Origin of the sequence: Peribacillus sp. FSL R5-0717 (assembly GCF_038002945.1) — a bacterium.
GTDB lineage: Bacteria > Bacillota > Bacilli > Bacillales > DSM-1321 > Peribacillus > Peribacillus frigoritolerans.
The window spans coordinates 4,612,659-4,636,309 of record NZ_JBBOOF010000001.1; the positions used below are offsets into that span (position 1 = coordinate 4,612,659).

Annotated in this window: 24 protein-coding genes; 16 read left to right on the forward strand and 8 right to left on the reverse strand. The window is 38.4% G+C overall.

Annotated features, from left to right (window positions below; translation table 11 throughout):
- Positions 1 to 198: 198 nt before the first annotated feature.
- Positions 199 to 1,308, forward strand: a complete 1,110-nt coding sequence (locus NYE65_RS22160) for a DNA alkylation repair protein (RefSeq protein ID WP_328177689.1) — start codon at positions 199 to 201, stop codon at positions 1,306 to 1,308.
- A gap of 148 nt (positions 1,309 to 1,456) precedes the next feature.
- Here the strand turns inward: NYE65_RS22160 and NYE65_RS22165 are convergent, their stop codons facing one another.
- Together NYE65_RS22165 and NYE65_RS22170 are read right to left on the reverse strand one after the other, a co-directional pair.
- The gene (locus NYE65_RS22165) at positions 1,457 to 2,011 is read right to left on the reverse strand and encodes an HPP family protein (RefSeq protein ID WP_268590287.1); all 555 of its coding nucleotides are present in this window, start codon (positions 2,009 to 2,011) and stop codon (positions 1,457 to 1,459) included.
- 280 nt (positions 2,012 to 2,291) lie between these two features.
- On the reverse strand, positions 2,292 to 2,876 hold the full coding sequence (locus NYE65_RS22170) for a CGNR zinc finger domain-containing protein (RefSeq protein ID WP_268590286.1): 585 nt from the start codon (positions 2,874 to 2,876) through the stop codon (positions 2,292 to 2,294).
- A 316-nt stretch (positions 2,877 to 3,192) separates the two neighbouring features.
- Here NYE65_RS22170 and treP point away from each other — a divergent pair, with 316 nt between their 5' ends.
- The 3 genes from treP (at position 3,193) to treR (ending at position 7,142) form a co-directional block, all read left to right on the forward strand.
- Positions 3,193 to 4,644: a PTS system trehalose-specific EIIBC component gene (gene treP / locus NYE65_RS22175; RefSeq protein ID WP_340861706.1), complete on the forward strand. Its 1,452-nt coding sequence runs from the start codon at positions 3,193 to 3,195 to the stop codon at positions 4,642 to 4,644.
- An 81-nt stretch (positions 4,645 to 4,725) separates the two neighbouring features.
- Complete coding sequence (treC, locus tag NYE65_RS22180) at positions 4,726 to 6,396, forward strand: alpha,alpha-phosphotrehalase (protein ID WP_340861707.1); 1,671 nt, start codon at positions 4,726 to 4,728, stop codon at positions 6,394 to 6,396.
- A 32-nt stretch (positions 6,397 to 6,428) separates the two neighbouring features.
- Positions 6,429 to 7,142 (forward strand): trehalose operon repressor, encoded by a 714-nt coding sequence (gene treR / locus NYE65_RS22185; RefSeq protein ID WP_340861708.1) that lies wholly within the window; start codon positions 6,429 to 6,431, stop codon positions 7,140 to 7,142.
- A gap of 47 nt (positions 7,143 to 7,189) precedes the next feature.
- On the opposite strand, the gene NYE65_RS22190 is transcribed toward treR, so the two are convergent.
- Positions 7,190 to 7,537 carry a DMT family transporter gene (locus NYE65_RS22190; protein WP_048685943.1) on the reverse strand — a complete coding sequence of 116 codons (348 nt, stop codon included), beginning with the start codon at positions 7,535 to 7,537 and terminating at the stop codon, positions 7,190 to 7,192.
- A gap of 25 nt (positions 7,538 to 7,562) precedes the next feature.
- Positions 7,563 to 7,892, reverse strand: a complete 330-nt coding sequence (locus NYE65_RS22195; RefSeq protein ID WP_054396540.1) for a DMT family transporter — start codon at positions 7,890 to 7,892, stop codon at positions 7,563 to 7,565.
- 247 nt (positions 7,893 to 8,139) lie between these two features.
- Here NYE65_RS22195 and NYE65_RS22200 point away from each other — a divergent pair, with 247 nt between their 5' ends.
- The 3 genes from NYE65_RS22200 (at position 8,140) to NYE65_RS22210 (ending at position 11,106) form a co-directional block, all read left to right on the forward strand.
- Positions 8,140 to 8,331, forward strand: coding sequence for a hypothetical protein (locus NYE65_RS22200; protein ID WP_340862168.1), 192 nt, complete (start codon positions 8,140 to 8,142; stop codon positions 8,329 to 8,331).
- A 770-nt stretch (positions 8,332 to 9,101) separates the two neighbouring features.
- Positions 9,102 to 9,245 (forward strand): DUF3956 family protein, encoded by a 144-nt coding sequence (locus NYE65_RS22205; RefSeq protein WP_145505124.1) that lies wholly within the window; start codon positions 9,102 to 9,104, stop codon positions 9,243 to 9,245.
- 1,513 nt (positions 9,246 to 10,758) lie between these two features.
- A complete protein-coding gene (locus NYE65_RS22210) occupies positions 10,759 to 11,106 on the forward strand; it encodes a GNAT family N-acetyltransferase (RefSeq protein WP_340861709.1) in 348 nt (115 codons plus the stop codon).
- Between the two features lie 66 nt (positions 11,107 to 11,172).
- Here NYE65_RS22210 and NYE65_RS22215 read toward each other — a convergent pair whose 3' ends face one another.
- Both NYE65_RS22215 and NYE65_RS22220 read right to left on the reverse strand, forming a co-directional pair.
- A complete protein-coding gene (locus NYE65_RS22215; RefSeq protein WP_340861710.1) occupies positions 11,173 to 11,592 on the reverse strand; it encodes a CotD family spore coat protein in 420 nt (139 codons plus the stop codon).
- A 26-nt stretch (positions 11,593 to 11,618) separates the two neighbouring features.
- Positions 11,619 to 12,533: an aminoglycoside phosphotransferase family protein gene (locus NYE65_RS22220; RefSeq protein WP_340861711.1), complete on the reverse strand. Its 915-nt coding sequence runs from the start codon at positions 12,531 to 12,533 to the stop codon at positions 11,619 to 11,621.
- A 169-nt stretch (positions 12,534 to 12,702) separates the two neighbouring features.
- On the opposite strand from NYE65_RS22220, the gene NYE65_RS22225 reads away from it, so the two are divergent.
- Complete coding sequence (locus NYE65_RS22225; RefSeq protein WP_340861712.1) at positions 12,703 to 13,050, forward strand: alpha/beta fold hydrolase; 348 nt, start codon at positions 12,703 to 12,705, stop codon at positions 13,048 to 13,050.
- Positions 13,051 to 13,746: 696 nt separating this feature from the next.
- The gene (locus tag NYE65_RS22230) at positions 13,747 to 14,436 is read left to right on the forward strand and encodes an N-acetylmuramoyl-L-alanine amidase (RefSeq protein ID WP_283867611.1); all 690 of its coding nucleotides are present in this window, start codon (positions 13,747 to 13,749) and stop codon (positions 14,434 to 14,436) included.
- A gap of 353 nt (positions 14,437 to 14,789) precedes the next feature.
- Here NYE65_RS22230 and NYE65_RS22235 read toward each other — a convergent pair whose 3' ends face one another.
- The gene (locus NYE65_RS22235) at positions 14,790 to 15,428 is read right to left on the reverse strand and encodes a LexA family protein (RefSeq protein ID WP_052137445.1); all 639 of its coding nucleotides are present in this window, start codon (positions 15,426 to 15,428) and stop codon (positions 14,790 to 14,792) included.
- A gap of 134 nt (positions 15,429 to 15,562) precedes the next feature.
- Between NYE65_RS22235 and NYE65_RS22240 the strand changes: the two genes are divergently transcribed.
- On the forward strand, positions 15,563 to 15,787 hold the full coding sequence (locus NYE65_RS22240) for a helix-turn-helix transcriptional regulator (protein WP_034312951.1): 225 nt from the start codon (positions 15,563 to 15,565) through the stop codon (positions 15,785 to 15,787).
- A gap of 740 nt (positions 15,788 to 16,527) precedes the next feature.
- Positions 16,528 to 18,060 carry an esterase/lipase family protein gene (locus tag NYE65_RS22245; RefSeq protein WP_034315334.1) on the forward strand — a complete coding sequence of 511 codons (1,533 nt, stop codon included), beginning with the start codon at positions 16,528 to 16,530 and terminating at the stop codon, positions 18,058 to 18,060.
- 479 nt (positions 18,061 to 18,539) lie between these two features.
- On the opposite strand, the gene lexA is transcribed toward NYE65_RS22245, so the two are convergent.
- Positions 18,540 to 19,163 (reverse strand): transcriptional repressor LexA, encoded by a 624-nt coding sequence (gene lexA / locus NYE65_RS22250; RefSeq protein ID WP_034312948.1) that lies wholly within the window; start codon positions 19,161 to 19,163, stop codon positions 18,540 to 18,542.
- A 154-nt stretch (positions 19,164 to 19,317) separates the two neighbouring features.
- Here lexA and yneA point away from each other — a divergent pair, with 154 nt between their 5' ends.
- The 5 genes from yneA (at position 19,318) to sirA (ending at position 23,573) form a co-directional block, all read left to right on the forward strand.
- Positions 19,318 to 19,629: a cell division suppressor protein YneA gene (gene yneA / locus NYE65_RS22255; RefSeq protein ID WP_034312946.1), complete on the forward strand. Its 312-nt coding sequence runs from the start codon at positions 19,318 to 19,320 to the stop codon at positions 19,627 to 19,629.
- A gap of 19 nt (positions 19,630 to 19,648) precedes the next feature.
- A complete protein-coding gene (locus tag NYE65_RS22260; RefSeq protein ID WP_034312943.1) occupies positions 19,649 to 20,305 on the forward strand; it encodes a YneB family resolvase-like protein in 657 nt (218 codons plus the stop codon).
- Positions 20,306 to 20,370: 65 nt separating this feature from the next.
- The gene (locus tag NYE65_RS22265) at positions 20,371 to 20,604 is read left to right on the forward strand and encodes a DUF896 domain-containing protein (RefSeq protein WP_034312941.1); all 234 of its coding nucleotides are present in this window, start codon (positions 20,371 to 20,373) and stop codon (positions 20,602 to 20,604) included.
- A gap of 229 nt (positions 20,605 to 20,833) precedes the next feature.
- On the forward strand, positions 20,834 to 22,837 hold the full coding sequence (tkt, locus tag NYE65_RS22270) for a transketolase (protein ID WP_328177697.1): 2,004 nt from the start codon (positions 20,834 to 20,836) through the stop codon (positions 22,835 to 22,837).
- Positions 22,838 to 23,132: 295 nt separating this feature from the next.
- The gene (sirA, locus tag NYE65_RS22275) at positions 23,133 to 23,573 is read left to right on the forward strand and encodes a sporulation inhibitor of replication protein SirA (protein WP_034312935.1); all 441 of its coding nucleotides are present in this window, start codon (positions 23,133 to 23,135) and stop codon (positions 23,571 to 23,573) included.
- Positions 23,574 to 23,651 lie beyond the last annotated feature (78 nt).

The following is a 23,651-nucleotide window of genomic DNA, read 5'->3' on the forward strand; positions in this document are numbered from 1 at the left end:
TTCCTATAGAATCAGCTATTATGCAGCCATTCCTAATAGTGATGAATGAACTTCACTTGATTTTGGACAGACTTGTTCTGTAAAGTAAGCTGTCCTTTTTTCATGATTGTATCGTGCATAACATAGTTTGAAATGATAGCTGATAGGCAGTGCAAGTATCCAAAAGCAAATATAACCTGAAGAAAAGAAGTGAATGAAATGGCTGAGCCTTTAAAGGATTTATATAATGAAACGTTCATTCGTGAATTCGGTGAAAAAGTAAAGGGTGTCCATCCGTCCTTCTCTACTGAATCGTTTATAGGGGAAGTAATTGATGAGCATTGGGACGAGAGGAAGTTAAAAGAACGAATAAGGCACATTTCCATTACTCTTGGAAAGTATCTTCCAAGTGATTATCAAGAGGCTTTGGATATTTTGTATCGGCTTGATAAGGATTGTGAGGGTTTTAGATATTTATTTTTCCCTGATTTTGTAGAGGTACATGGCTTGAATAAGAAAGATTGGCCGTTATCGCTAGATGCGTTGGAGCGTTTTACAGCAAGGTCATCCTCCGAGTTTGCAATCCGTGCTTTTATCTTGCTTGATCCCGTTTTAATGATCGAGAAGATGAAGGAATGGACCAATCATGATGATGAGCATGTCCGCAGGCTGGCTAGTGAGGGATGCAGGCCCAGGTTACCTTGGGGCCAATCTTTACCGATGTTCAAAACCGATCCGGCACCCGTCTTGGAATTACTTGAGAACCTGAAAAACGATCCGTCCCTATATGTTCGCAAAAGTGTGGCCAATAACTTGAATGATATTGCCAAAGATCATCCGAAAACCGTAATAGAAACAGCCAAGCGCTGGTATGAAAGCGGAGAACCCAACACGATTTGGATTATTCGACGGGGATGCAGGACCTTAGTTCGTCAAGCAGATCCAGAAGTCCTTTCTTTATTTGGATACACGGATATATTGAATAATCCGAATATCATTACAAACGCATTTATAAGAAATGAACCAGACTCGATTTTTATTGGGGAAACGAGTGAACTTCATTTCGGTTTTCAAGTTCAAGGAAAGAACACTGTGAAACTTCGCATCGAGTATGCCATCGATTTTGTGAAAGCAAATCAGAAAACTTCCCGTAAAATTTTCCTATTGGCAGATAGGGATTTCTCAGATGGTGAAGGAGTTGAAAGAGTGAGGATTCACAATTGGAAAGACCTGACGACACGTCGACATTACATGGGGATCCATCGAATATCACTCCTTGTGAACGGTGTGGAAGTTGCTGAAACTCAAGTCAAACTAAATGATGGATGATAAAGGTTATTGAAAAGCGGGGGAGAACTTAATTAACAGGAATACAGCAATTAAGGTTGACAAAAACGAGGAGTCTGAGCGTTCCTCGTTTATTATTTCATGATAGTGAAACATTGAAAAATTATGCTTTATCCACATTAAAAAGCAATCAAATCCAAAAGGTTGGATAGCTCCGATTGCTGCGCAAATTATTAATTAACAATGCCAGTAAAACGATTATCACGGCACCAGTTAAAACAGGAGTAAATAAATAACTCCAGCCATACTGGCCAAGCATGACTACAAGCGGGTCTGCTCCAGCTGGCGGGTGCGTCGTTTTTGTCAGCATCATCACCGCAATTGCTAATCCGACAGCCAAGCCGATTGCCCAAGGTTCATCGCCAAAAAAATGATAGGAAGCTAAACCTACGAATGTTGAAATAAAATGACCGCCTATAATATTCCGCGGTTGTGATAATGGTGCGTTCCACAGACCGAATGCCAGTACACAGCTGGCACCAAATGGAGCCATTAACCACACTGCTGATGTTATTTTTGTTAAGAGAATTAAGGCGAATATAGTGAAAAATCCCCCAATCAATCCCGTTATTGCGTCCTTTACATTTATTTGTAAAGGGCTTCTTCCTTTTCCCTTCATCTTCGATAAATAATGAATATGAAAATAGCGTTTTTCTTTATGCCTCGCGGCTGAAATACGGTCCAAAGTGAACCCTCCTTTTTTATATAATTAGACTTTACATGAAATGGACTAACCCGTCAAAATAATTTTTAGTGGTTAGTTTAAAAATCCAAAAATAGAAAAAAAGCCAACCCAGTGTGTTGACAAGAGGAGGTTCAGAATAGTTTCAACTCGAATCATTTTACTGTTTTATGAAATCCTAAATGGATGTGAAGAAATTAACTGGAACCGTTTTATAATGAATAAACTGCAGGCAACAAGCTTACTTCAAATTTGTCAGACAAACTTAATAAGGTGTGTATCTTCATTCATCATCAGATTTCCGGTGTTGAAATCTGGCTACCTTTTTCCTATTCCCACATATTTTCATTGAACACCATTTGCGTCTTCCGCTTTCATCGATAAATAACAGGACGCAATCATCATTCGAGCATCGCTTTAATGATGACAGCTTATTTTTTTCAATTAAAGTTAATGACTCGAAGGCAATATAAGATTGCAGGATATCTTCCGCTTCTCCAACAGGTATGGGAACCAGTTTTTGATCACTTAATTTATATGTGAAAGGCGATTTTTCGATTTTTTTTTCCAAATAGGCGATAAACCCATCAGGAATCGAATTCCCATCTGCTATTAATTCAAATTGTTTTCTTAAAATAGTACGCATTTCTAGAATGCTTGCAAATACTCGTTGAATTCTCTCTTTTATTATTGGGGAAAACTGATTATCCAAATATGAGTTATTCCCTTTTATTACAGTAAGCCAGTCCAGCATATCCCGTTCTGATAGTAATAAGTCTTTCCGTTGGCCACGACTGACCAGTTCCGTATTCACTAAATCCAGTGAAAGATTACCTGATATAAGTGGAAATTTATTAGTTTCAGACATAAGTTCATCTCCCATTTCCCTGCTAAATTCTAACCATTAAAATATAAATTGAGAGGTTATATCTTCATTATACATTATTTCTGAATTTTTCAGCTACTCGTCTAAAATCACGGGATAATATGAATGCTATTAAAATCCAAATGTGCAAGAACAGAATCGTAAATGAAAATCCATGATAATCAATTCTTTTAAAGTGGGGGAAAAAGTTCTTGACATATCCTGTACGTACAGGATAATATGAAAGCGTATACAGAACCTATACGTACAGGTTATAAAAACAACTATATTTTGCTTTCTAGGGAAAGGAAGTAGTGAAATGGGTAAATACACAGAACCAGCAAAGGATTTGCTCCAACATGTCGGAGGGAAAGAAAATATTGCGACGGTTACGCATTGTGCAACAAGAATGCGTTTTGCGTTGAAAGATCCCGCCAAGGCGGATGTAACGAATATCGAATCGATTAAGCTTGTGAAAGGAACTTTTACACAAGCTGGCCAGTTTCAGGTCATAATCGGGAACGAAGTATCATCGTTTTATAATGAATTCGTTTCCATAGCTGGACTTCAGGAAGCGTCAAAAGAAGATGTGAAAAATGCAGCAAAACAGAATATGAGCTGGCTGCAGCGTATGATTGCTCATCTTGCGGATATTTTCACCCCGCTGATTCCTGCCATAGTCGTTGGCGGACTCATTCTTGGATTCCGCAATATCATCGGGGATATTAAAATGTTCGATGACAGCACAAAGACCCTTGTGGATATTTCACAATTTTGGGGAGGGGTACACGCCTTCCTTTGGCTTATAGGTGAAGCTATTTTTCATTTTCTTCCTGTTGGGATTACATGGTCGATCTCGAAGAAAATGGGCACGACCCAAATTCTCGGCATCGTCCTTGGTTTGACCCTGGTTTCCCCACAGCTTCTTAATGCATATGCAGTGGCAAACACAAAGGCAAGTGATATACCTTTTTGGGATTTCGGTTTTGCCCAGGTCGATATGATCGGCTACCAGGCTCAAGTCATACCAGCGATACTTGCAGGGTTCGTCTTGGCGTATTTAGAACGGTTCTTGAGAGATAAAGTGCACAATTCCATTTCCATGATCGTCGTTCCATTTTTCGCGTTACTTCCAACTGTAATCATTGCCCATACCATTCTGGGGCCTATAGGCTGGAAAATCGGTTCTGTCATTTCTACGATTGTATATTCCGGATTGACTTCATCAGTTGGCTGGCTATTTGCTGCCGTTTTCGGCTTTGCCTATGCACCGCTTGTCATCACAGGCCTGCATCACATGACAAACGCAATCGATCTTCAGCTTATGAGTGAACTTGGCGGTACGAACCTATGGCCGATGATCGCGTTATCCAATATTGCACAAGGTACGGCAGTGCTAGCAATGATTTACATCAACAGAAAGGACCAGGAGGAGAGACAGGTTTCCATACCTGCCACGATTTCTTGTTATCTCGGTGTAACCGAGCCAGCCATGTTCGGCATTAACTTGAAATACGGCTTTCCGTTCTTAGCCGGTATGATCGGTTCACTTTTTGCAGGCATCGTTTCAGTCGGGTCTGGAGTGATGGCAAACTCAATCGGTGTTGGAGGGATCCCAGGTATCCTATCCATCCAGCCGCAGCATATGGGGATGTTTGCACTCGCGATGCTGGTTGCTTTCGTTGTGCCATTCATTTTGACTATAGCATTCTCCAAACGTCCTAAAATGAACTTGAAAACTAGAACGAAAACAACGAAATTAAATGCTTGATAACGCGGAGGGAGAAGCATTCTCCCTCTTTTTTACGATACTTACGAAAGATACATCGGGGATCGAAGAGGAGGAATCACAATGAAGGATTTTAAAAAAAGTACCATCTATCAAATTTATCCGAAATCATTTAAGGATTCGAACGGTGACGGCATCGGGGACATAAATGGTGTTATTGAAAAACTTGATTATCTGAATAAACTGGGAGTGGATTATATTTGGCTCACCCCTTTTTATCGTTCACCGCAAAATGATAATGGATATGATGTAGCCGATTATACATCCATTGATCCTGTTTTTGGGACGATGGATGATTTCGAAAGATTGGTGAAAGAAGCGAATTCGCGGGATATCCAAATCATGCTTGATATGGTATTCAACCATACATCAACAGAGCATGAATGGTTCCAAAAAGCATTGGCTGGAGATAAAGAATATAAGGACTATTATATTTTCAAGAAATCTAAAGATGGAGAGCCCCCTACCAATTGGATTTCGAAATTCGGGGGCCCTGCATGGGAATATGTAGCGGAACATGATGAATACTTCCTTCACTTGTTCGATCGGACACAAGCTGATCTAAACTGGGAAAATCCCAGAGTAAGGCAGGAGATCTTCAATGTAGTAAACTTCTGGATGAATAAAGGTGTCAAAGGATTCCGTTTGGACGTCATCAATCTTATTTCGAAACCTGACATCTATGAAAATGACAAAGCTGGAGATGGCCGATGTTTTTATACAGACGGTCCCAAGATTCATCAATTCCTCAAAGAAATGAATGAAGAAACTTTCGGGAAGGATGAAGAGGTGCTGACAGTAGGGGAAATGTCATCGACGACCATTGACCATTGCATCAAATATTCAGCTCCTGTTGAAAAGGAGCTGTCCATGGTATTCAGTTTCCATCATTTAAAGGTGGATTATAAGAACGGGGAAAAGTGGTCACTTGCAGATTTTGACTTCAGGCAGTTAAAGGAAATCTTAAGCAGCTGGCAATATGGGATGCAAGAAGGAAATGGGTGGAATGCCCTGTTCTGGTGCAACCATGACCAGCCGAGGATTGTATCCAGGTTCGGGAATGATCAAGAGTATCATAACGAATCTGCCAAGATGCTGGCAACAGCCATTCATATGTTTAGGGGAACCCCTTATATTTATCAAGGGGAGGAAATAGGGATGACCAACCCGAAGTTCAATGATATTGGACAATACCGGGATGTGGAATCGATTAATTATTATAATATTTTAAAAGAGGCAGGCAAGGATGAAAAGGAAATTATTGAAATCCTTCAAGCTAAATCCCGTGATAACTCGCGAACTCCCATGCAATGGGAAAATACGGAGCATGCAGGCTTTACAAAAGGGACTCCATGGATTGCGGTGCCTGATCATGCTAAAAACATCAACGCTGAACACGCACTGATGAATCAGGATTCCATTTTTCATCATTACCAAAAACTTATATTCTTACGCAAAAAACATGATATCATTGCATATGGGGATTATAAGGAAATTCTTGGCGACCATGACGCTTTGTTCGCTTATATACGCAGTTATGAAAACGAGAAACTTTTGGTCATCAATAACTTTTATGCAAAAGAAGCGTCCTTCGAAATACCAAATGATATTGACCTATCCGGGTACAACTCAGAGCTCCTGCTCTCAAACTATAACGATTCGAAAGAACTTGCAGGTGATTTTATCCTCCGTCCCTATGAATCGGTTGTCTATTTGTTGAAAAAGGACGAGTAAAGAGACTAAGAAAAATATATTGTGGTGATGAAATGAACAGCAAATATCTATCGCTATATGGTGATATCGTTTCAAAAATTGAAGAGGGAACCTTTCCGATAAATTCAAAGCTTCCTTCCGAAAGCAGCTTCATGGAAGAGTATGACATATCCAGGGATACTGTGAGAAAGTCCTTACAGTTGCTTGAACAAAATGGATATATCCATAAAATCAAAGGCAAGGGTTCATTTGTCTTGGATTTCAGCAAATTTAATTTTCCTGTAGCAGGGTTGATTTCCTATAAAGAAATGGTGGAAAAGTTGAATTTGCATTCCAAAACGATCATTCATAAGTTGGAGCTTGAGAACCCCGACTCAAATATGGCCAAGCTTCTAGACTTAACTGATGATGGTAAAGTATGGAAGGTTTTCCGGATTCGGCAAATCAATGGGAAGAAAATTATCCTGGACAAAGACTATTTCAAAAGCGAGTTCGTAAGCAACCTGTCAAAGGAAATTTGTGAGGATTCGATTTATGGATATATCGAAAAGGAACTTGGGCTACAGATTGGTTTTTCGAATAAGGAAATTACCGTGGAGCCATGCAGTGAAGAAGATAAACAATTATTGGACATTGAAGACTTCGATATGGTGGCAGTTGTGAAAAGTACGGTCCATTTAATCGATGGAAGCTTGTTTCAGTATAGCGAATCCAGGCATAGACCCGATAAATTCAAGTTCACGGACTTTGCACGGAGAACTTGGTGAAGTCTACTGATATTTTTGAATGAGCGGGGAAAGGAGGAGAGTCAAACTTAGTTTGATTCTCCTTCCGCTTGTTTGGAGGTATGGGAAGCATTTAGTAAAACCACTCCGCCAATTATTAATACTAAGCCGCCTAATGTAGTGATACTAAATGGCTCATTCCATAAAAGCACGCCTATCAATGCTGTTAAAGCTGTGCCTATTCCTGACCAAATGGCGTAAGCTAAGCTTAACGGAATTGTTTTAAGACATACAGATAAACTATAAAATGCTATACCAAATCCTATCATAACCCCAAATGTAGCGAATAAATGAGTGAAGCCTTCTGACAGCTTAAGCATGGTCGTACCAAATACTTCGCTTATGATTGAAATTCCTAAAGCTATGTATCCTTTCATATTGTTACCTCCGATTACTAAATTGTTAAGAAGTGCCTTCGCTAGAGAGTTTCAATACAACCACTCCGCCAATGATCAGGACTAAACCTAAAAATTTTTTCAGGTTAAAGCTTTCTTTATAAACGATAACTCCCACTAAAGCAGTTAAAGCTGTGCCTATTCCCGACCAAATGGCATAAGCCGTTCCAAGCGGGATGGTTATTAGAGATAACGATAGGCAATAAAAAGCCAAACCCATCCCAATAACCACACCAATGGAAGGGAATAACCTTTTAAACCCGTTTGATACTTTTAACATCGAACTGCCAAACACTTCACTTAGGATGGCAATTGCCAAAAATGCATAAGGATTCAAGATGAACTCCTCCTATATATATATTATTTACTATTTTTCAATCTCTTCCCCCAAGAATCTTAACATCTAAAGGACTCATATTAAACCCATACCCCCTATATTCAGTTACATATTTTCTGTCATGGAAGAAAATTTCCAGTTGCGCTCAATATTAGAATGAAAGTGATAAAATAAGCCGCTTCCTCCGACCGAAATCCTTGATAATAGTAAGTTAAGGATATCTTCTAATTCATCGGAATTAGGGAAAATAGAAGAAACGCAAAGCATCAAGTCAATCAGAGGTGAGGCGGGGTTAAGTGTATCACTGGAAGTTTTTTTATTGGATGCCTTAAAAGCGATAAAAGAAAACGAGGTAAAGCTAAGTTTTGGCGGTCCAATGAGACCTGTCTTAACGAGCCAAGCGATAATTCCTCCTATCGTCATCTTATATCACCAGTGAGAACATACTGAGGAACAAAGCCTAAGAAACGAATAACGGGGGGAACGGCAACAGCCTATTACTTCAGGTGGAAGATATGGTAACGGTCAATCACCAAGAAAAAGAGATCCAGTAAAATCTGGACCCATTATATTCATAGTAATAGAAAAAAGGTCTTCATTCTTGGTGTAAGGCCGGCAACTTGATTTCGAAGGTAAAGGTAGAACCTTTCATCTAGCCAGACGTATCCGCCCATAAATTGAATGGAAAAACCTGTCGACAGTCTGAAGAACCTCTGTAAAGACATGGTTTATTTTAAGATATACCTCGATAGAATATATAATATCCTTGTGATCCACCAATAGCAAAATACTCACTATTGGTTTGTTAAGGATGTATTTTTCCTATGTCCAGTTAGGAACGCTCCAAGAAGGAAACCTTGACCGCCAATTGTTTTTCCTATAAACGGGGAGGTTTCACTTATTGGCGCAAGAAGTGGAATTGTACATCCAAAAATTTCATATACGATGATCTTGAGATAGAGAAGGATCTACTGCTAAACGCAAGTAGGGATTAAGCTGAAGTTTTCCCAGAAGAAGATGCGCTTCATGTGTTTTTTTCAGTGTCCCTGAATGAAATAAGTGCACTTTTATCCTGCAAAAGCAATCCCCTAAGGCAATTAACATCGAAATCTAATGATTATCCTCTATTAAAATCAACTATTAAACTATTACACTTTCATATATCTTTCATATACTATCATATCTTTTTATAGTAAGGGGGAAGAAAGAATGCAATCACCTTGTATCTTAGAAGCTAATGGTCAATTCTTTTTAGTCACTGAAATTGATGACGTAGCTACACTTAGAATCCGTATTTCATCTATATTAGCCACAACTTTAATAGGTTTAGGATTCCCAGTCTGCGGCGAATAGATCATTTTCCCACTATTCTAGGTATCCCACTATAGTGCATACTCTTTAGTTAATATAATCAGATGTTATCGGCAAGTGAAAAGGGGTCTTTTTTATGAAGACCCTTCAGTTTGTAGACAAAAGGGGTTCGGAAATAAAAAATTCTGAACCCCTTTTGAATTTTCCTCAGAATTTCGCCTAAAATTAAGAGATTGGGGCTCTACGAGCCCACTATGTTAGGCCATTTTTGGACCTCGACATGTCCAATTGGCCATCTAATGGCAGCCTCCATTTTACGAACCAAATGGTTCGGGGCACCAGTTGATCTAAAGTAATCATTTCAAGTCGATCTCGCTGAATAGAATCATGTTTAGAAAGTATCCTCATTAATACTTCTATTTTAATACAAAAATGAATCTAGGCAAAAGCGTTCTATCTAAAAGGTAAGACAAAGTTGATTGGAGCGGGTGTTCGAGACTCCTGCTTAGAAAAGCGCGTCTAGGGGAGACCCCGCAGGCGAAAGCCGAGGGCCGACCGCCCGCGGAAAACGAGTGCCCTACGTTCCAATCAACGTCCAAATTGTACAAGCCATAAAAGTAGACAAACTCGATTTTCATCGAGTTTGTCCACAATCTGAAGGGATCTTCTTTATGAAGACCCCTTTTTACTGCTTATTCAACTAAAGACCCTTAAATTAAAGCTTAACAAAAGTCTTTGGTTAATCCTGCATGATTATATGGCTCCGTTTTAAGGTATACCCCTGTGAAAAGATCAACGGAATATCATCCATATTGGAGTTTAAACAATGTTCCCTAGTGCGAAATAGGTAATCACTTTTAGCGTGTACTAGCAACCCTATAAAACACGTATATCGAATGTACAAAATTAAACCGTGCAGGAAGGAAAGGGTCGCGCTTTTAAGTGGTAAAGCTCATGATCCTTATCCCGCTTTCAAGAAGGAAGGATCGTGTTTTATCGTGCTTGAACTCACATATTCAACTATTACATATGCAATGACATTTAGAAGACTTTCTCCGTAATATTTTATTCGCTCATAACCGTTTCCGATACCTTTTTCACTTGGCTGACGTTATCCTATGAAAATAGGATTCCTTATAGTAAGTACAATTCATAGATTGCCTTAAGAAAGCCAGCGGCAGACAAGTTTGGCTTTCGGATAAGCCGTAAGCGTTTCATCAGAAGCTCCATCTGCTTTAATAAGATTAATGTTCCTTCATTTAGGCAAATTGTCTGTGATCCATTGCCAGCAGCTTGTGGTGGCGAAGCGTTTGAAGTAACTAAAGTTGGTTTGGTGGAACTGATGTTTTGGAATAAATTTATCAGATAGTGGCTAGGAGTGTACTTTTGGAATGTAGACGTTGCTTGATTGTAATATAGTATAGGCAGGGGGGATAATTATGTATGTAAGTCAATCCAGGGATCATGAAGTAATTGCAAAATTAAATCGAAATGTTCACAATCTGCATGCAAAACTATATATCCTAAGTATTTTAAGGAATATAATTATAAAGTAATGAAAGAAACTTTTAAAAATTTGGTTGAAAATGATAATTTTGTTTTTCTAGTTTTAAAAGAACATGAAGTGCCAATTGGTTACGCATGGATTGAAATTAAAAACTATCCTGAAAGTGCTTTTAAAAATGAGTATAAATCAGTATATGTGCATCAGCTTAGTATCGTTGAAGGTCAAACCCATAAAGGTTACGGTAAAAAACTAATGAATGAGGTCTATGTTATTGCTAAAAAGAATGATATAGATTTAATAGAACTGGATTATTGGTTTGAAAACATGGCAGCAAAAGAGTTTTATAAGAAACAAAATTTTAAAAAGTATAGGGAGTTTGCATTCAGACAGTTGTAAATCCTTTGTAACTCAATTCAAGAGGTTGAAGGAATTAATAAAAACCCCAATTCGGGGTTTTTTTAATTAATATCTTAACATTCTCCTCGAATAACTGGGGGGTTGAGGTACTCCGCAAACAAAACTTTGTGAATAACACTCTTTTACGATACTTCGGGTATGCGGTATATAGGTGTTGAAGTGTTTATTCACGGTTGTTGTATGTGTCGGGTGAAAAACCGGAATAACAGTGTTAATGACATTGGTTTTAACATATTGCTTGGTCGGGGAGGTTTGAGATGGATTATATTGAGTGGGCATTCTGTTAGGTGGGCAATATTGTGGTGGACATTGACCGCCTTTCGGATGCCCCCAGGGCTTATTATACATGTAAACACCTCCTGGGATTTTTTTGAAAGTCATTATTAGTTTATGAAAATAAATGATAAAGGGACTGGTATAAATGCCTTTATCAAAAATTACGGGCATATCAGATCCTTCAATCATTTTAAAAAAAATGAATAAACATTAATTTACCGAATTCGGTTAATCGCTGCACGAACAAATGACTTGTGTCTTTTCCGCCAGGTATTTTCCTTGCTTTTTTCCAAGCCCCATTCGGGAAATGTAGATAACCGCAATGCGGCAAATAATTGCCAGAAGGGTAGGTTTGTAAAATTCACCTCTGGCATCATGAATTTATATCGATTGGTGAAGTCATTCATCGCTTGCATTCCAAAATGATATAAAATTTCGAGTTGACTATTGGCAAGGTCAGTCAAAGGGTCCCCTAAACCTGAGTCTTCCCAATCAATTATGGAAACTAGTTTATCCTCTTTCCATAATATATTTCCTGGCCAATAATCACCATGAAGGATCACTTCCTTATTCATGGAGGGTAGCGGCATGGAGGATTTCAGTAAATCTCTAATCAAGCTCAAATTTAATGTTTTGTCCAGGATTACCCTATCTTTATTATTTAACATCTCGACATATGTATTTTCCAGTTTAGGCATGAATGATAAAGATAGATCTGCACAATTAACACGATGGATTTTTGCTAGATTGATTGCCAATTGCAAGATATGATCATTAAGATTTGAGGGGGTGAATTCTGACTTACCCTCAATAAACTCGATAACTATGCATGGCTTGGAAAATATCTCGCAGGATTGCTCAAAGTAATATGGCATTGGTACAGGCAAACCGGCAGCTTTCAATATCCCTAAGAGCTTGTGTTCAAATGAAGCAATATTTGGATTCCGTTTCAAGTCATTATCACCATGCTGACGAACGATCATTTTTACGATCCGCCCTGACGATTGTAATATTTCCAGTCCTGTCACATTTGCAGAAATTCCGCCCATTAATTTCCATGCGCGAATTAGCTTGTTTCCTTGATCCACCTTTATAACTAATTGTTCAAACTTATCATATTCATTTATCATACAATCTCTCCTTTTAGAATCCCTACAATGTTTAGGAATGAAAGTTCACATTATCATTTTCTATAGCTTTCGTAAAAAATTCAAAGATTCCATTTAGCAATTTTTATAAATGATACCAATAGCTTGTCACACACGTTAATTAATCTAAACAAAGTGAGGTGTGCTGACATTGAAATTAGAAAAATATAAAGTGGAAACTACGAAAGGGACGCTACAATATAATATTAGTGGAAACGGCAAACCAAATATAGTTTTGATTAACGGTGGTTCTGGACCGGTAGAGGGTTGGATGAAAATACTGCCGGCAATTTCGGAGTCATCATCAGTATTTTCCTATAATCGTTTTGGTGTTGCTGGCAGCGATAAACTTAAGGTAAGCCAAGACGGGTTAAATATTGTTAACACTTTACGTGAAGCATTAACAAGAGTGGGATTTGAACCTCCATTCTTATTGGTTGGACATTCGCTAGGCGCCTATATGTTAAGTTATATGCTCGCCTTAACCCGAAGGAAGTAGCGGGACTTGTTTATTTAGAATCCAGTACCACGAAAGGTATCAGCCTTAATGAATATCAAGGCCAGGCAGTAAAAACCATTAATAAAATGTTCAAAGCGTTTGATTCCTTGTCTTCACATAAACAATTCAGTGAAGTAAATTTTGTGAAAAAACGATTAATCAAATCCATCTAACTGATACATTTCCCGAAATACCTGTACTTTGTCATTACTGGTGGACAAGAAAATCGAATGATGCCAGAGGAAGCTCGAAAAAAAACGACTTGAGAATCAATTGGAATTATTTTCATTGACAAGAAACAGCAAACACATTGTCGCTGAAAAGAGTGGACATTTTCCGCAATTATCAGAACCGACTATAGTGATTGACTCAATTAAAGAGTGTGCAGATGCAATTAATAAAACAAACCAAAAACCGATAAAGTTGTGTTAATGTTGACTTTTTTAAATATCTCTCAATCTTCTTGCTCCTTAGATTATAGATTGCTTATTCTCCAAAAATTCCTGATGCGAAAGTAAAAAAATAGAGAAAGTCTTTTTCAAAGAATTCCCCACCATTGGGCGAATGTCATCATAGAATGCCACTTCATCTTTAGGGGGTGTTTTTTTTTTGAGAACGGCAGAATTTCTTTAATCCGATAGTTATGTGTACAAGCATTTGTTAATACGTAACATAAGATTAATAGAGGTGATAGAAATGGTGAAAGTATTTATTGATCCCGGCCATGGCGGTACGGATCCAGGCTCGGTCGGGAATGGATTGAGAGAAAAGGATTTAACTTTATACATTGCAACTCGAATCAAAGACATCTTATTGATAGAATATAATAATGTTTCTGTGAAAATGAGCAGGACCCAAGATACCTACCCCTCCTTAAACGATCGTACGAATGCAGCGAACGCGTGGGGAGCTGACTTTTTTCTCTCCATCCACATTAATGCCGGCGGAGGAACCGGGTACGAGGATTACATTTATACGTCTACTAACCAGATAACGAAAGCGTATCAAGATCATATTCATTCAGAGGTCATGAAGCTTATCAACATCCAGGACAGAGGACAAAAAACAGGAGATTTACATGTACTCCGTGAAACGGACATGCCTGCACTCCTGACTGAAAATGGATTTATCGATAATGTAAATGACGCAGCAAAGTTGAAAACGTCATCCTTTATCGAATCACTGGCTCGCGGACATGTAAACGGTTTAGTTAAATGCTTCAATCTAACTAAGAAAAGTACAGCTGTATACCACACTGTCGTTAGTGGGGATACAGTATATTCCTTAAGCAATTCTTATGGCAGTACGGTTCAGCAAATTAAAGATTGGAACGGTCTTGACAGTCAGTACACCATTACGGTTAACCAGAAATTGCGGGTGAAATGAATAATTAATAATTATTTATAATTTCCAGAAGCACACCACGCAGTAAGCCCTTCTCAAAAAGAGAGGGGCCTTTTTGATTCAGGAATATGCATGTAATGAAAAACTCTACATTCTGCCGTCCTGATTCGGTCCTTCCGTATGTAAGGTATGCCTTTTTTTATGGGCTGACACAAATTTAATGGATTTTATGTAAAGACAAATAAAAGAACAATACTAAAAAGCACAAACCATGATGGCTTGTACCAAAAATGCAACAGCAATTGAGTTGATAAACTGAAAGAATGAATCTATGTACAGCTGCTCATTATTCATTTATTTTACTTTCTTTCCGTAAGAAACCCACGGGTTGGATATTAATCGTATATTTTGATGGCTTGAACCACTTTTCCTAAAATACGGACTCTATCATTTTTTATGTTATAGGTTTTTTCTTCATAAAAAGGATCCGTGCTGCAGGGAGTGAGTATGATGTTTTCTTCATTGATTCTCACTTTTTTGACCGTAGCATCATGTCCATTTACCAAGACCACTCCAATTTTCCCGTTATCAAGGTAGGTTGTTTTTTCAACGAGAATCAATGATCCGTCTCTGAATTCTTTATTCATGCTATTGCCATTCACTCTAAGGAAAAAATATTCTTTATCCGATTTAAGCATCGAATTTAATGTCGGCATATACGCTTCTATATATTCGTTGGTGAAATTAGGCTCTCCAGCGGGGATATTTCCGTAGACACCAATTAATCTTACATTTTTTTCATTTAGGAATTCCATTCCAGGATTATTTCTAACGATAGGCGCTCCTTCAATGAGGTGGGATAGCGGTATTTCAAAACAAGTGGACATCATGCTCAATTTATCCATTAAAGGTTTATTCCGTCCGGATTCCCAAGCTGATACTGCCGTAGGAGCTACTTTTAATACTTTTGCCAAATCTTCTTGTGTCATTTTTCTTTCTTTTCTTAACATTTTAATCCGTTCACCAATGTGCATATTTCTTCACCTCTTACTTGAATATACACTATGAGTGAAAGTGAGTAAACGAAAAGTGCGTGAATTTTGCGAAAAAATGTTGGTAACTATACTTCAAGTGTGATATTATTTTTTTAGATAGGGGGTGACAAGATATGACAAGCGTTAAGTTCACACTTAAACAAGCCAGGAAGTATAAAGGATTAACTCAAGATGAAATGGCTAAAGTGCTGAAGATGGCCAAGAGGACTTACATTGACTATGAGCAATATAAGATTCCTTTGCGAATCGATAAGGCTTATTTATTTGCTGAATGTGTAGGATTCTCAATTGACGATATCATTTTTTTTGACCCTGACCTACACTTTAAATGTAGTTGAAGCTTCAATTGAACCAGCATTTCCTCAACAGAGTGGACATTTGAATCCATACAATCCTGACTTCCATAGGACAAGATTCAAGTAACGATGGAAAGGGGGGAACAAAGAGGAAAGGGAAAATAATTCTTTTGAATTTGCATAGGAGCTGCTGACACTAGAACATTTGTAAAATACGTGTATGGAGTAAAAGGTGTACAAATCTAATCTTCTTGCAAATATACGATTGCTACTGAGATTCCAATAATGACAGCCAATTGCTGTTAAAGAAAATTATTTACTTAATGTATAGGGCGGACTTCTGAACACCATGAATAGGAGCAAATGGACAATGGCAAATTCGAAGGAAAAGTTAACCTGGATGAACAAGCCCTTATCCTATGCAGGATAAGGGCTGTTCTCTATTTTCGTGAATTGGCAGCATTCCGTTTTCCCCAAAGCACGTCTTCATAAAATGAAAAAGACCACATACATAAATGAATGGAAGGCAAATCTTCATACTTTTTCTCTATTATCAATGAAACTTCTTCTAGTTTTTTTCTCCCATCTTTATGAAGATAGCAGGTAATGGTATGCAAAAGTACAATTATATACTAATGAAGGCTAATGAAGGCTTTGGAAGCTGGGCATTGATAATTGGATGAGTTCAAAAAAATTCCAGATGATATTGGAGGAGATAACCCTTGAAAAGGAATGTAATCAATTATGTCGTTTTTCTTGTCCTCATTCTAACCATATTATTTATGGCAAAGCCAGACATTTCCTCAGCAGGAAAATTGAAACCGCCCTCCGAAACTTTCAGTCCAGGGGATTGGTTTCTTGGAAGTATTCCTCCCAATCTTGATACAAACAAACCACCGATCGTGTTTGTTCAAGGGAAAAACGGCAGTTCAACCAGCTGGTATGGCGAAACGGAATATCATGGTGTCAATGATATGTATACCAAAGCGTATGAAGCTGGCTACCAAACGGTTTTTGTTCAGCTTCATGATTCAGCTGGAAATGGGTCAGTGAGCCAATATGCCAATGGAAGGCTTTTAGCTCAAATGCTTTCAGAAATCAGTAACCATTTCGGGGGCAAAAAAGTAAATATTATAGCTCACAGCAAAGGGGGCCCAGACACACAAGCGGCTCTAGTCCACTATGGAGCACACCAATATGTTGGAAGGGTGATCACTTTAGCTTCCCCACATCATGGTTCTCACTTAGCTGATTTGGCTTATAGCTGGTATGCGGGCTGGCTTGGTTCCTTATTAGGTCAAAAAGATGAGGGAACTTATTCTTTACAAGTTGGTAAAATGGCTGAATTTCGTTCTGTCACGGATAACCATATCAACTCTCGTAAAAACTTGTATTTCACTGTGGCAGGTATGAACAGAGGCCCGGTACTATCAGCCTTATCAATGGGGGGACAATATTTATCATCATATGGGGAAAATGATGGACTGGTGAATGTATGGAGTACAAAAATACCCTATGCAACACATTTATTTACGGATCCCAACTTTGATCACGACAATATTCGAGTTGGCTCAGCTGTATTTTCAAGAATTGAACCCTATTTAAAAAGCACATCCACCGCTGGGATTCCTGCATATCATGTCAATTATAAAGAACGAGTTGAAGATGATGTCATTACAACAGCACTCGCTCAAACCGTTCTGGGTGATGTCCTGAAACAAAATGTCTGGGTCGAACAAAGCTTCCATGTAAATGAAGCTGCCCCAGGTAATATAAGCATATATACAGCCTCAAATGATGTCGAGGTTGAATTGATTTCTCCATCCAATAAAAAGTATTCACCTTCCTTAAAGGTTCATTCAGCCAAAAATGAAACTTCCTTTTTTAATGGTGCAACCATCCAATCATTCTACAGAAATAACCTTGAAATTGGTGACTGGAAAGTACGAATGAAGACTAAATCGCCAAAAGACGCCTTCCTGTTCACAGCACAATTTAACGAAAAGAATCCCATTACATTAAGTATGGCTGGTAAAGTTAAGCAAAAAGATGCAAAATTTTTAATAAAGAATCCAATGAATGATAAAAAAAGACCAATCAGTACAACATTTTTGGTTCATCTGATAGATGAAACCGGTAATGAAATTAGTGAAAAAAACTCAATTAAGGCAATGGATACTGAAAATTTTACTGGCACCCTTCCAGAAGTACCTAAGTCAGGTGTTTATAATGTAACAATAGATGTTAAGGAAAAAAATGTGGATGGTACTGAAAGAACCCGGACGCTGATTCGTTCGGTCTATATTGAGAAATAGCGAAATGCCTTCTCTTAGTTGAGGAGGCATTATTTTGATGGTAGGGGTAACTAAGGAGATGGTAATTCAGCCAATGGAAACAGCCAGGTCGTAATTACTTATTGAAGTATTAATTCAACGGGTCTCTGATGGATATGGTTGGAATTTTGTTATCGGGGGAAAATAAATATATGTATTTTTTTCCCTGCACTTGAAAATGCTTGTCAACAAGTGCAGATTCAACAGTGAAATGACTTGGCCGATCTAAACCTTATTAAAGTGGGGATTTTAAATCCTCTTTTTTTTATTTCAATGAGCTTTTTACCAAAGTACATATTACCAGAAAGGCGATAGTATAACTTTCATCCCTTATAAGGGATGTATAAATTCCCATGAAACTAGATTCTATTAAAAAATATTTCAATATCTACTCTTCCATATGCATATTGAGAGAATTCTGGACATAAATTAAACAAACAAAAAAAGCGCGGGAAGCGCTTTTAGTGTATTTGTCTATATAAGCCTATTACTTTTCCAAGTATCGAAACATCTCGTAAAATAATTGGTTCCATATTTGAGTTCTCAGGCTGAAGCCTTATGTAATCCGGTTCCTTAAAGAATCGTTTTACAGTGGCTTCATCATCTTCAGTCATCGCCACGACGATATCTCCATTATTGGCACTGCTTTGTTGTTTCACGATGACATAATCTCCATCATGAATTCCTGCTTCTATCATACTTTCACCCATGATTTCCAGCATGAATACATGGTCATCATGTGGAACCATGCTTTCGGGAAGCGGAAAGTATTCTTCAATGTTCTCAATGGCCGTTATCGGCATGCCCGCTGTTACTTTTCCAAGTAACGGCACGTTCACGACATTGACTTTGGGAATATTGTTCGCTTCCTCCAAATTCATTATTTCAATGGCCCTTGGCTTGGTTGGGTCACGTCTAATAAGGCCTTTACTTTCCAGGCGGGATAAATGTCCGTGTACTGTTGAACTTGATGCAAGTCCCACTGCTTCGCCAATCTCCCGTACGGAAGGCGGATACCCTTTTTGGCGGACCTCTTCTTTAATGAAATCAAGAATATCTTGCTGCCGTTTTGATAGTTTTGTCATTTGTGCACCTCTTCCCCAATGTTCTTTGCTACATTATAGCATGGCCCCCATCTCTATACAAACATAAGTTCGAATTTGTTGTTGACTGAAACAAACGTTCGTATTATAATTTGATCATAACATACGAACGAACATTCGCTCTGGAGGGATTATTATGAAAAAATTATACAAAAATTATATTTATACGATTCTATTAGCGGGATCAGTATTCATCTTTTCAATTTTATTCTCTTGTACATTGAACAATGATCAAAAAAAGGATTTCCTTTCTATAGAAGTAAGCGAGGGTGACACCCTATGGGGAATTGCCGAAGAATATGAAGAATCAAATTTGACAAAAAAAGAATTCATTGGTTGGATAGAAGAGAATAATGGAGTCAGTGCGGATTCGATAAAGCCTGGACAAGTCATTGTCATACCGGTTAAAGGGGAAGAACTTGTCCAGAATTTGGCCAGTGAGCAGTAAGTAGTAAAGGTAGGGTATTATGAAGGCGGTAATCTATTGTAGGGTCAGCACCGAAAAAGAGTCACAGGAAACATCATTGGCAAGGCAGGAAGATGAATTAGTCAAATTGGCTGAAAAGATGGATGTGGAAGTTGTCTCCATTATAAAAGAACAGGCAAGTGGTTATGAGTTGAATCGGGATGGCATTTTTGACATGCTCGAACTATTTAAAACCAAAGAAGCTGAAGTGCTATTAATCCAGGATGAAACAAGACTGGGAAGAGGGAATGCCAAAATAGCCCTTTTCCATGTCATCCTTAAAGAAGATGTGAAAATTTATACTCTCTCACACGATGGGGAGCTGGAGTTATCGGATTCGGATGCCATGGTCATTCAGATAGTGGGCATTGTAGAAGAATATCAAAGGAAACTACATAATCTTAAAATAAAGCGCGGAATGATGAGAGCCGTTGAAAAAGGGTACCGTCCTCAAAAAAATCTTCAGAATCAAAGGAATTCCACTGGAAGGGACCGTATGGAGATTCCTATTGAAGAAATTATTAAACTGCGTGCCAATGGGTTAACATTCTCAGAAATCGCAGCCACATTAAGGGGCTTTGGATACAATGTATCTAAAGCTACTGTGAACAGGCGTTTTCTCGAACATCAAATGAATACAAAGGAAAGTAAATCATAGAACTTGTAATTTCGCTTTTTTTTTAATACCATGACAATATCCGCAGATTATGAAGGAGCGAAATTATGTTATCAAAAGAAAAAATAGCCCGTATAAATGAACTTTCTAAAAAGGCAAAGGGTGAAGGCTTGACGGAAGTTGAAGCGAAAGAGCAAACCCAATTGAGAAGTGAGTATTTGGAAACATTCAGAAAATCCATGTCCGACACGTTGGAGCATGTGAAAGTCGTGGATCCAGAGGGTAATGACGTCACTCCTCAAAAGATAAAAAATATAAAAGAAAAACGAAATTTACATTAATGCTTGGATTCTTCTGATGGAATATTCCATTTGAGGATTCTTTGGCATTTTGGAGTAAAAAGAGAGTGCATTCATGTATGTATTCTCCTATTTAGTTTAATCTAAATAGGTGACTTCTTATTCCTAGAAAATTGTAATATTGGGGCATTAAATAGTGATTTTAGTTGTGATATTATGCTTGTCACTATAATATAAAGAGGTACATTACAGGAAGGGATGTTTTTACAATATGTTAGATAAATTAGATGCACTTTCTATCAATACGATTCGTACATTATCAATTGATGCAATTGAAAAGGCTAATTCCGGCCATCCAGGTATGCCAATGGGGGCAGCGCCAATGGCGTATAAACTATGGACCGAATATATGAACCATAACCCGAAAAATCCAGATTGGTTTAATAGAGATCGCTTTGTTCTTTCAGCTGGACATGGTTCTATGCTGTTATACAGCCTTCTTCATTTATCGGGCTATGGCTTATCTATCGATGATTTGAAAAGCTTCCGTCAATGGGGCAGTAAAACTCCAGGACATCCTGAATTCGGACATACGGCGGGTGTGGATGCAACTACCGGGCCGCTTGGACAAGGTATCGCAATGGCAGTCGGAATGGCAATGGCTGAACGTCACTTGGCAGAAAGCTATAACCGCGATTCTTATAATGTGGTCGATCATTATACATATAGCATTTGTGGAGATGGAGATTTAATGGAAGGTGTTTCTGCAGAAGCCGCTTCATTAGCTGGACATCTACAACTGGGAAGACTTGTTGTTTTATATGATTCTAATGATATTTCCCTTGACGGCGACTTAAGTCAATCATTTAGTGAAAGCGTAGCAGACCGGTTCAAATCTTATGGATGGCAATATATCCGCGTTGAGGATGGCAATGATCTTCAGGAAATTGCTAAAGCGATTGAAGAAGCGAAAACCGACGAAGCACGCCCAACATTAATCGAAGTGAAAACGGTTATCGGTTACGGTTCACCAAATCGTTCAGGTAAATCTGCCGTTCACGGCGCTCCGCTTGGTGCAGATGAGCTTAAATTGACAAAAGAAGCATACAAATGGACATTCGAAGAGGACTTCCATGTACCTGAAGAAGTGTATTCACACTTCAATGAAGCTGTTGTTGATGCAGGAGCTCAAAAAGAAGAAGCTTGGAATGAATTGTTTAAAAATTACAAAGAAGCACATCCTGAGTTAGCACAGCAATTAGAGCTTGCAATTAAAGGTGAACTGCCTGCTGAATGGGATCAGGAAATTCCAGTCTATGAAGAAGGTAAGACATTAGCTTCCCGTGCTTCAAGTGGGGAAGTACTGAATGCGATCGCCAAAAAGGTCCCTAGCTTCATTGGGGGTTCTGCGGATTTAGCCGGGTCTAATAATACTGCCATCAAAGGTGAGACAGATCTATTACCTGGTAATTACAGTGGCCGTAATATATGGTTCGGTGTACGTGAATTCGCTATGGGTGCGGCTTTAAATGGAATGGCACTTCATGGTGGCTTAAAAGTATATGGAGGAACATTCTTCGTATTCTCTGATTATCTACGTCCTGCCATAAGAATGGCAGCACTGATGGGACTGCCTGTTAATTATGTGTTCACCCATGACAGCATTGCTGTAGGGGAAGACGGACCGACTCATGAGCCAATCGAACAATTAGCATCATTGCGCGCAATGCCTAACCTAGGGGTAATCCGTCCAGCTGATGGCAATGAAACGGCAGCAGCCTGGAAAGTGGCTATGGAGTCTACAAATAAACCAACTGCTCTTGTACTGACTCGTCAAGGATTGCCAACAATAAAAGGCACTTCCGAAACTGCGTATGAAGGTGTTTCAAAAGGTGCTTACATCATCTCTGCTTCTAAGAAAGAAGTAGCCGATGCATTACTTCTTGCGACTGGTTCCGAAGTGAACTTGGCTGTGGAAGCACAGGAAGCTTTAGCGAACGAAGGAATTGATGTTGCGGTAATCAGCATGCCATCATGGGACCGATTTGAAACTCAATCAAAAGAATATAAACAAAGCGTAATCAATCCGGCAGTGAAAAAACGTTTAGCTATCGAAGTGGCTTCCCCGTTTGGCTGGGATCGTTATGCAGGTGATGAGGGTGAAATATTAGCCATCAATCATTTTGGAGCTTCTGCACCAGGCGGTAAAATCATGGAGGAATTCGGTTTCTCTGTAGAAAATGTAGTTGCTCTTGTTAAAGAAATGCTTAAATAACAATAATGCGGAACTGACACCAACTAGATTGGTGTCAGTTTTTTTATCAAAAGAGTCCTATTATATATTGAATGTGCTTCTATACTAAAGGAAATCTTCCATTCGACAAAAAAAGAAGAAAATTTCTCCAGCAAACAACATATCTTTTTTGTTTGTCAATATATAATGAGAATAAATAAATTTCGTTTAAATGTGTCAGTTAAAGGGGAAAGTCATCAATAGTGGAAAATAGTGGACAGGGTGCTGGTGGTTAGATGTTTCGTTCCAAAATAGGAAAGCTAGGAGGCATTGGCTGATGAGAACCTATCAAATTTATTTAATCGAAGATGAATTTGCCCATCATTATTATGGAAGAGAAAAGCTATTTTTCAATTTGTTTTTGGAATATATTCAAGCAAGGGGCAGACTAAAGAGTATTTTGCAAAAACAAATCGAATATGTCACCAAAAAAGTCCCGATTATCCAGTTGCAGTTAGCTATTGAACAACGTTTGCAAAAAAAGATGAATTATTGGACTCAAAATGGAAAATACTATTTAGAAAAAACAAACGGATCAAGTAAAGCCGTTTTAATCATTCAGAATGATTCCATTACTCTTGAAGCTGAAGGAGACTATGAAGCGGAAACGGCTTTCTTTGAAAGTATTCGAAAATATGAAGCGAGTTTTCTGGCCATTGATTTTGAACATGAAAAATACGGTTGGTTAAAACCGATAAAAGAAAGAAAATTTGTCTAAATGGGGGACTTTTCGGTAGCGGGTATTGTATAATAACCTTTGGTCTAGTACACTGATGTTAGACAACATGAAGGAGGA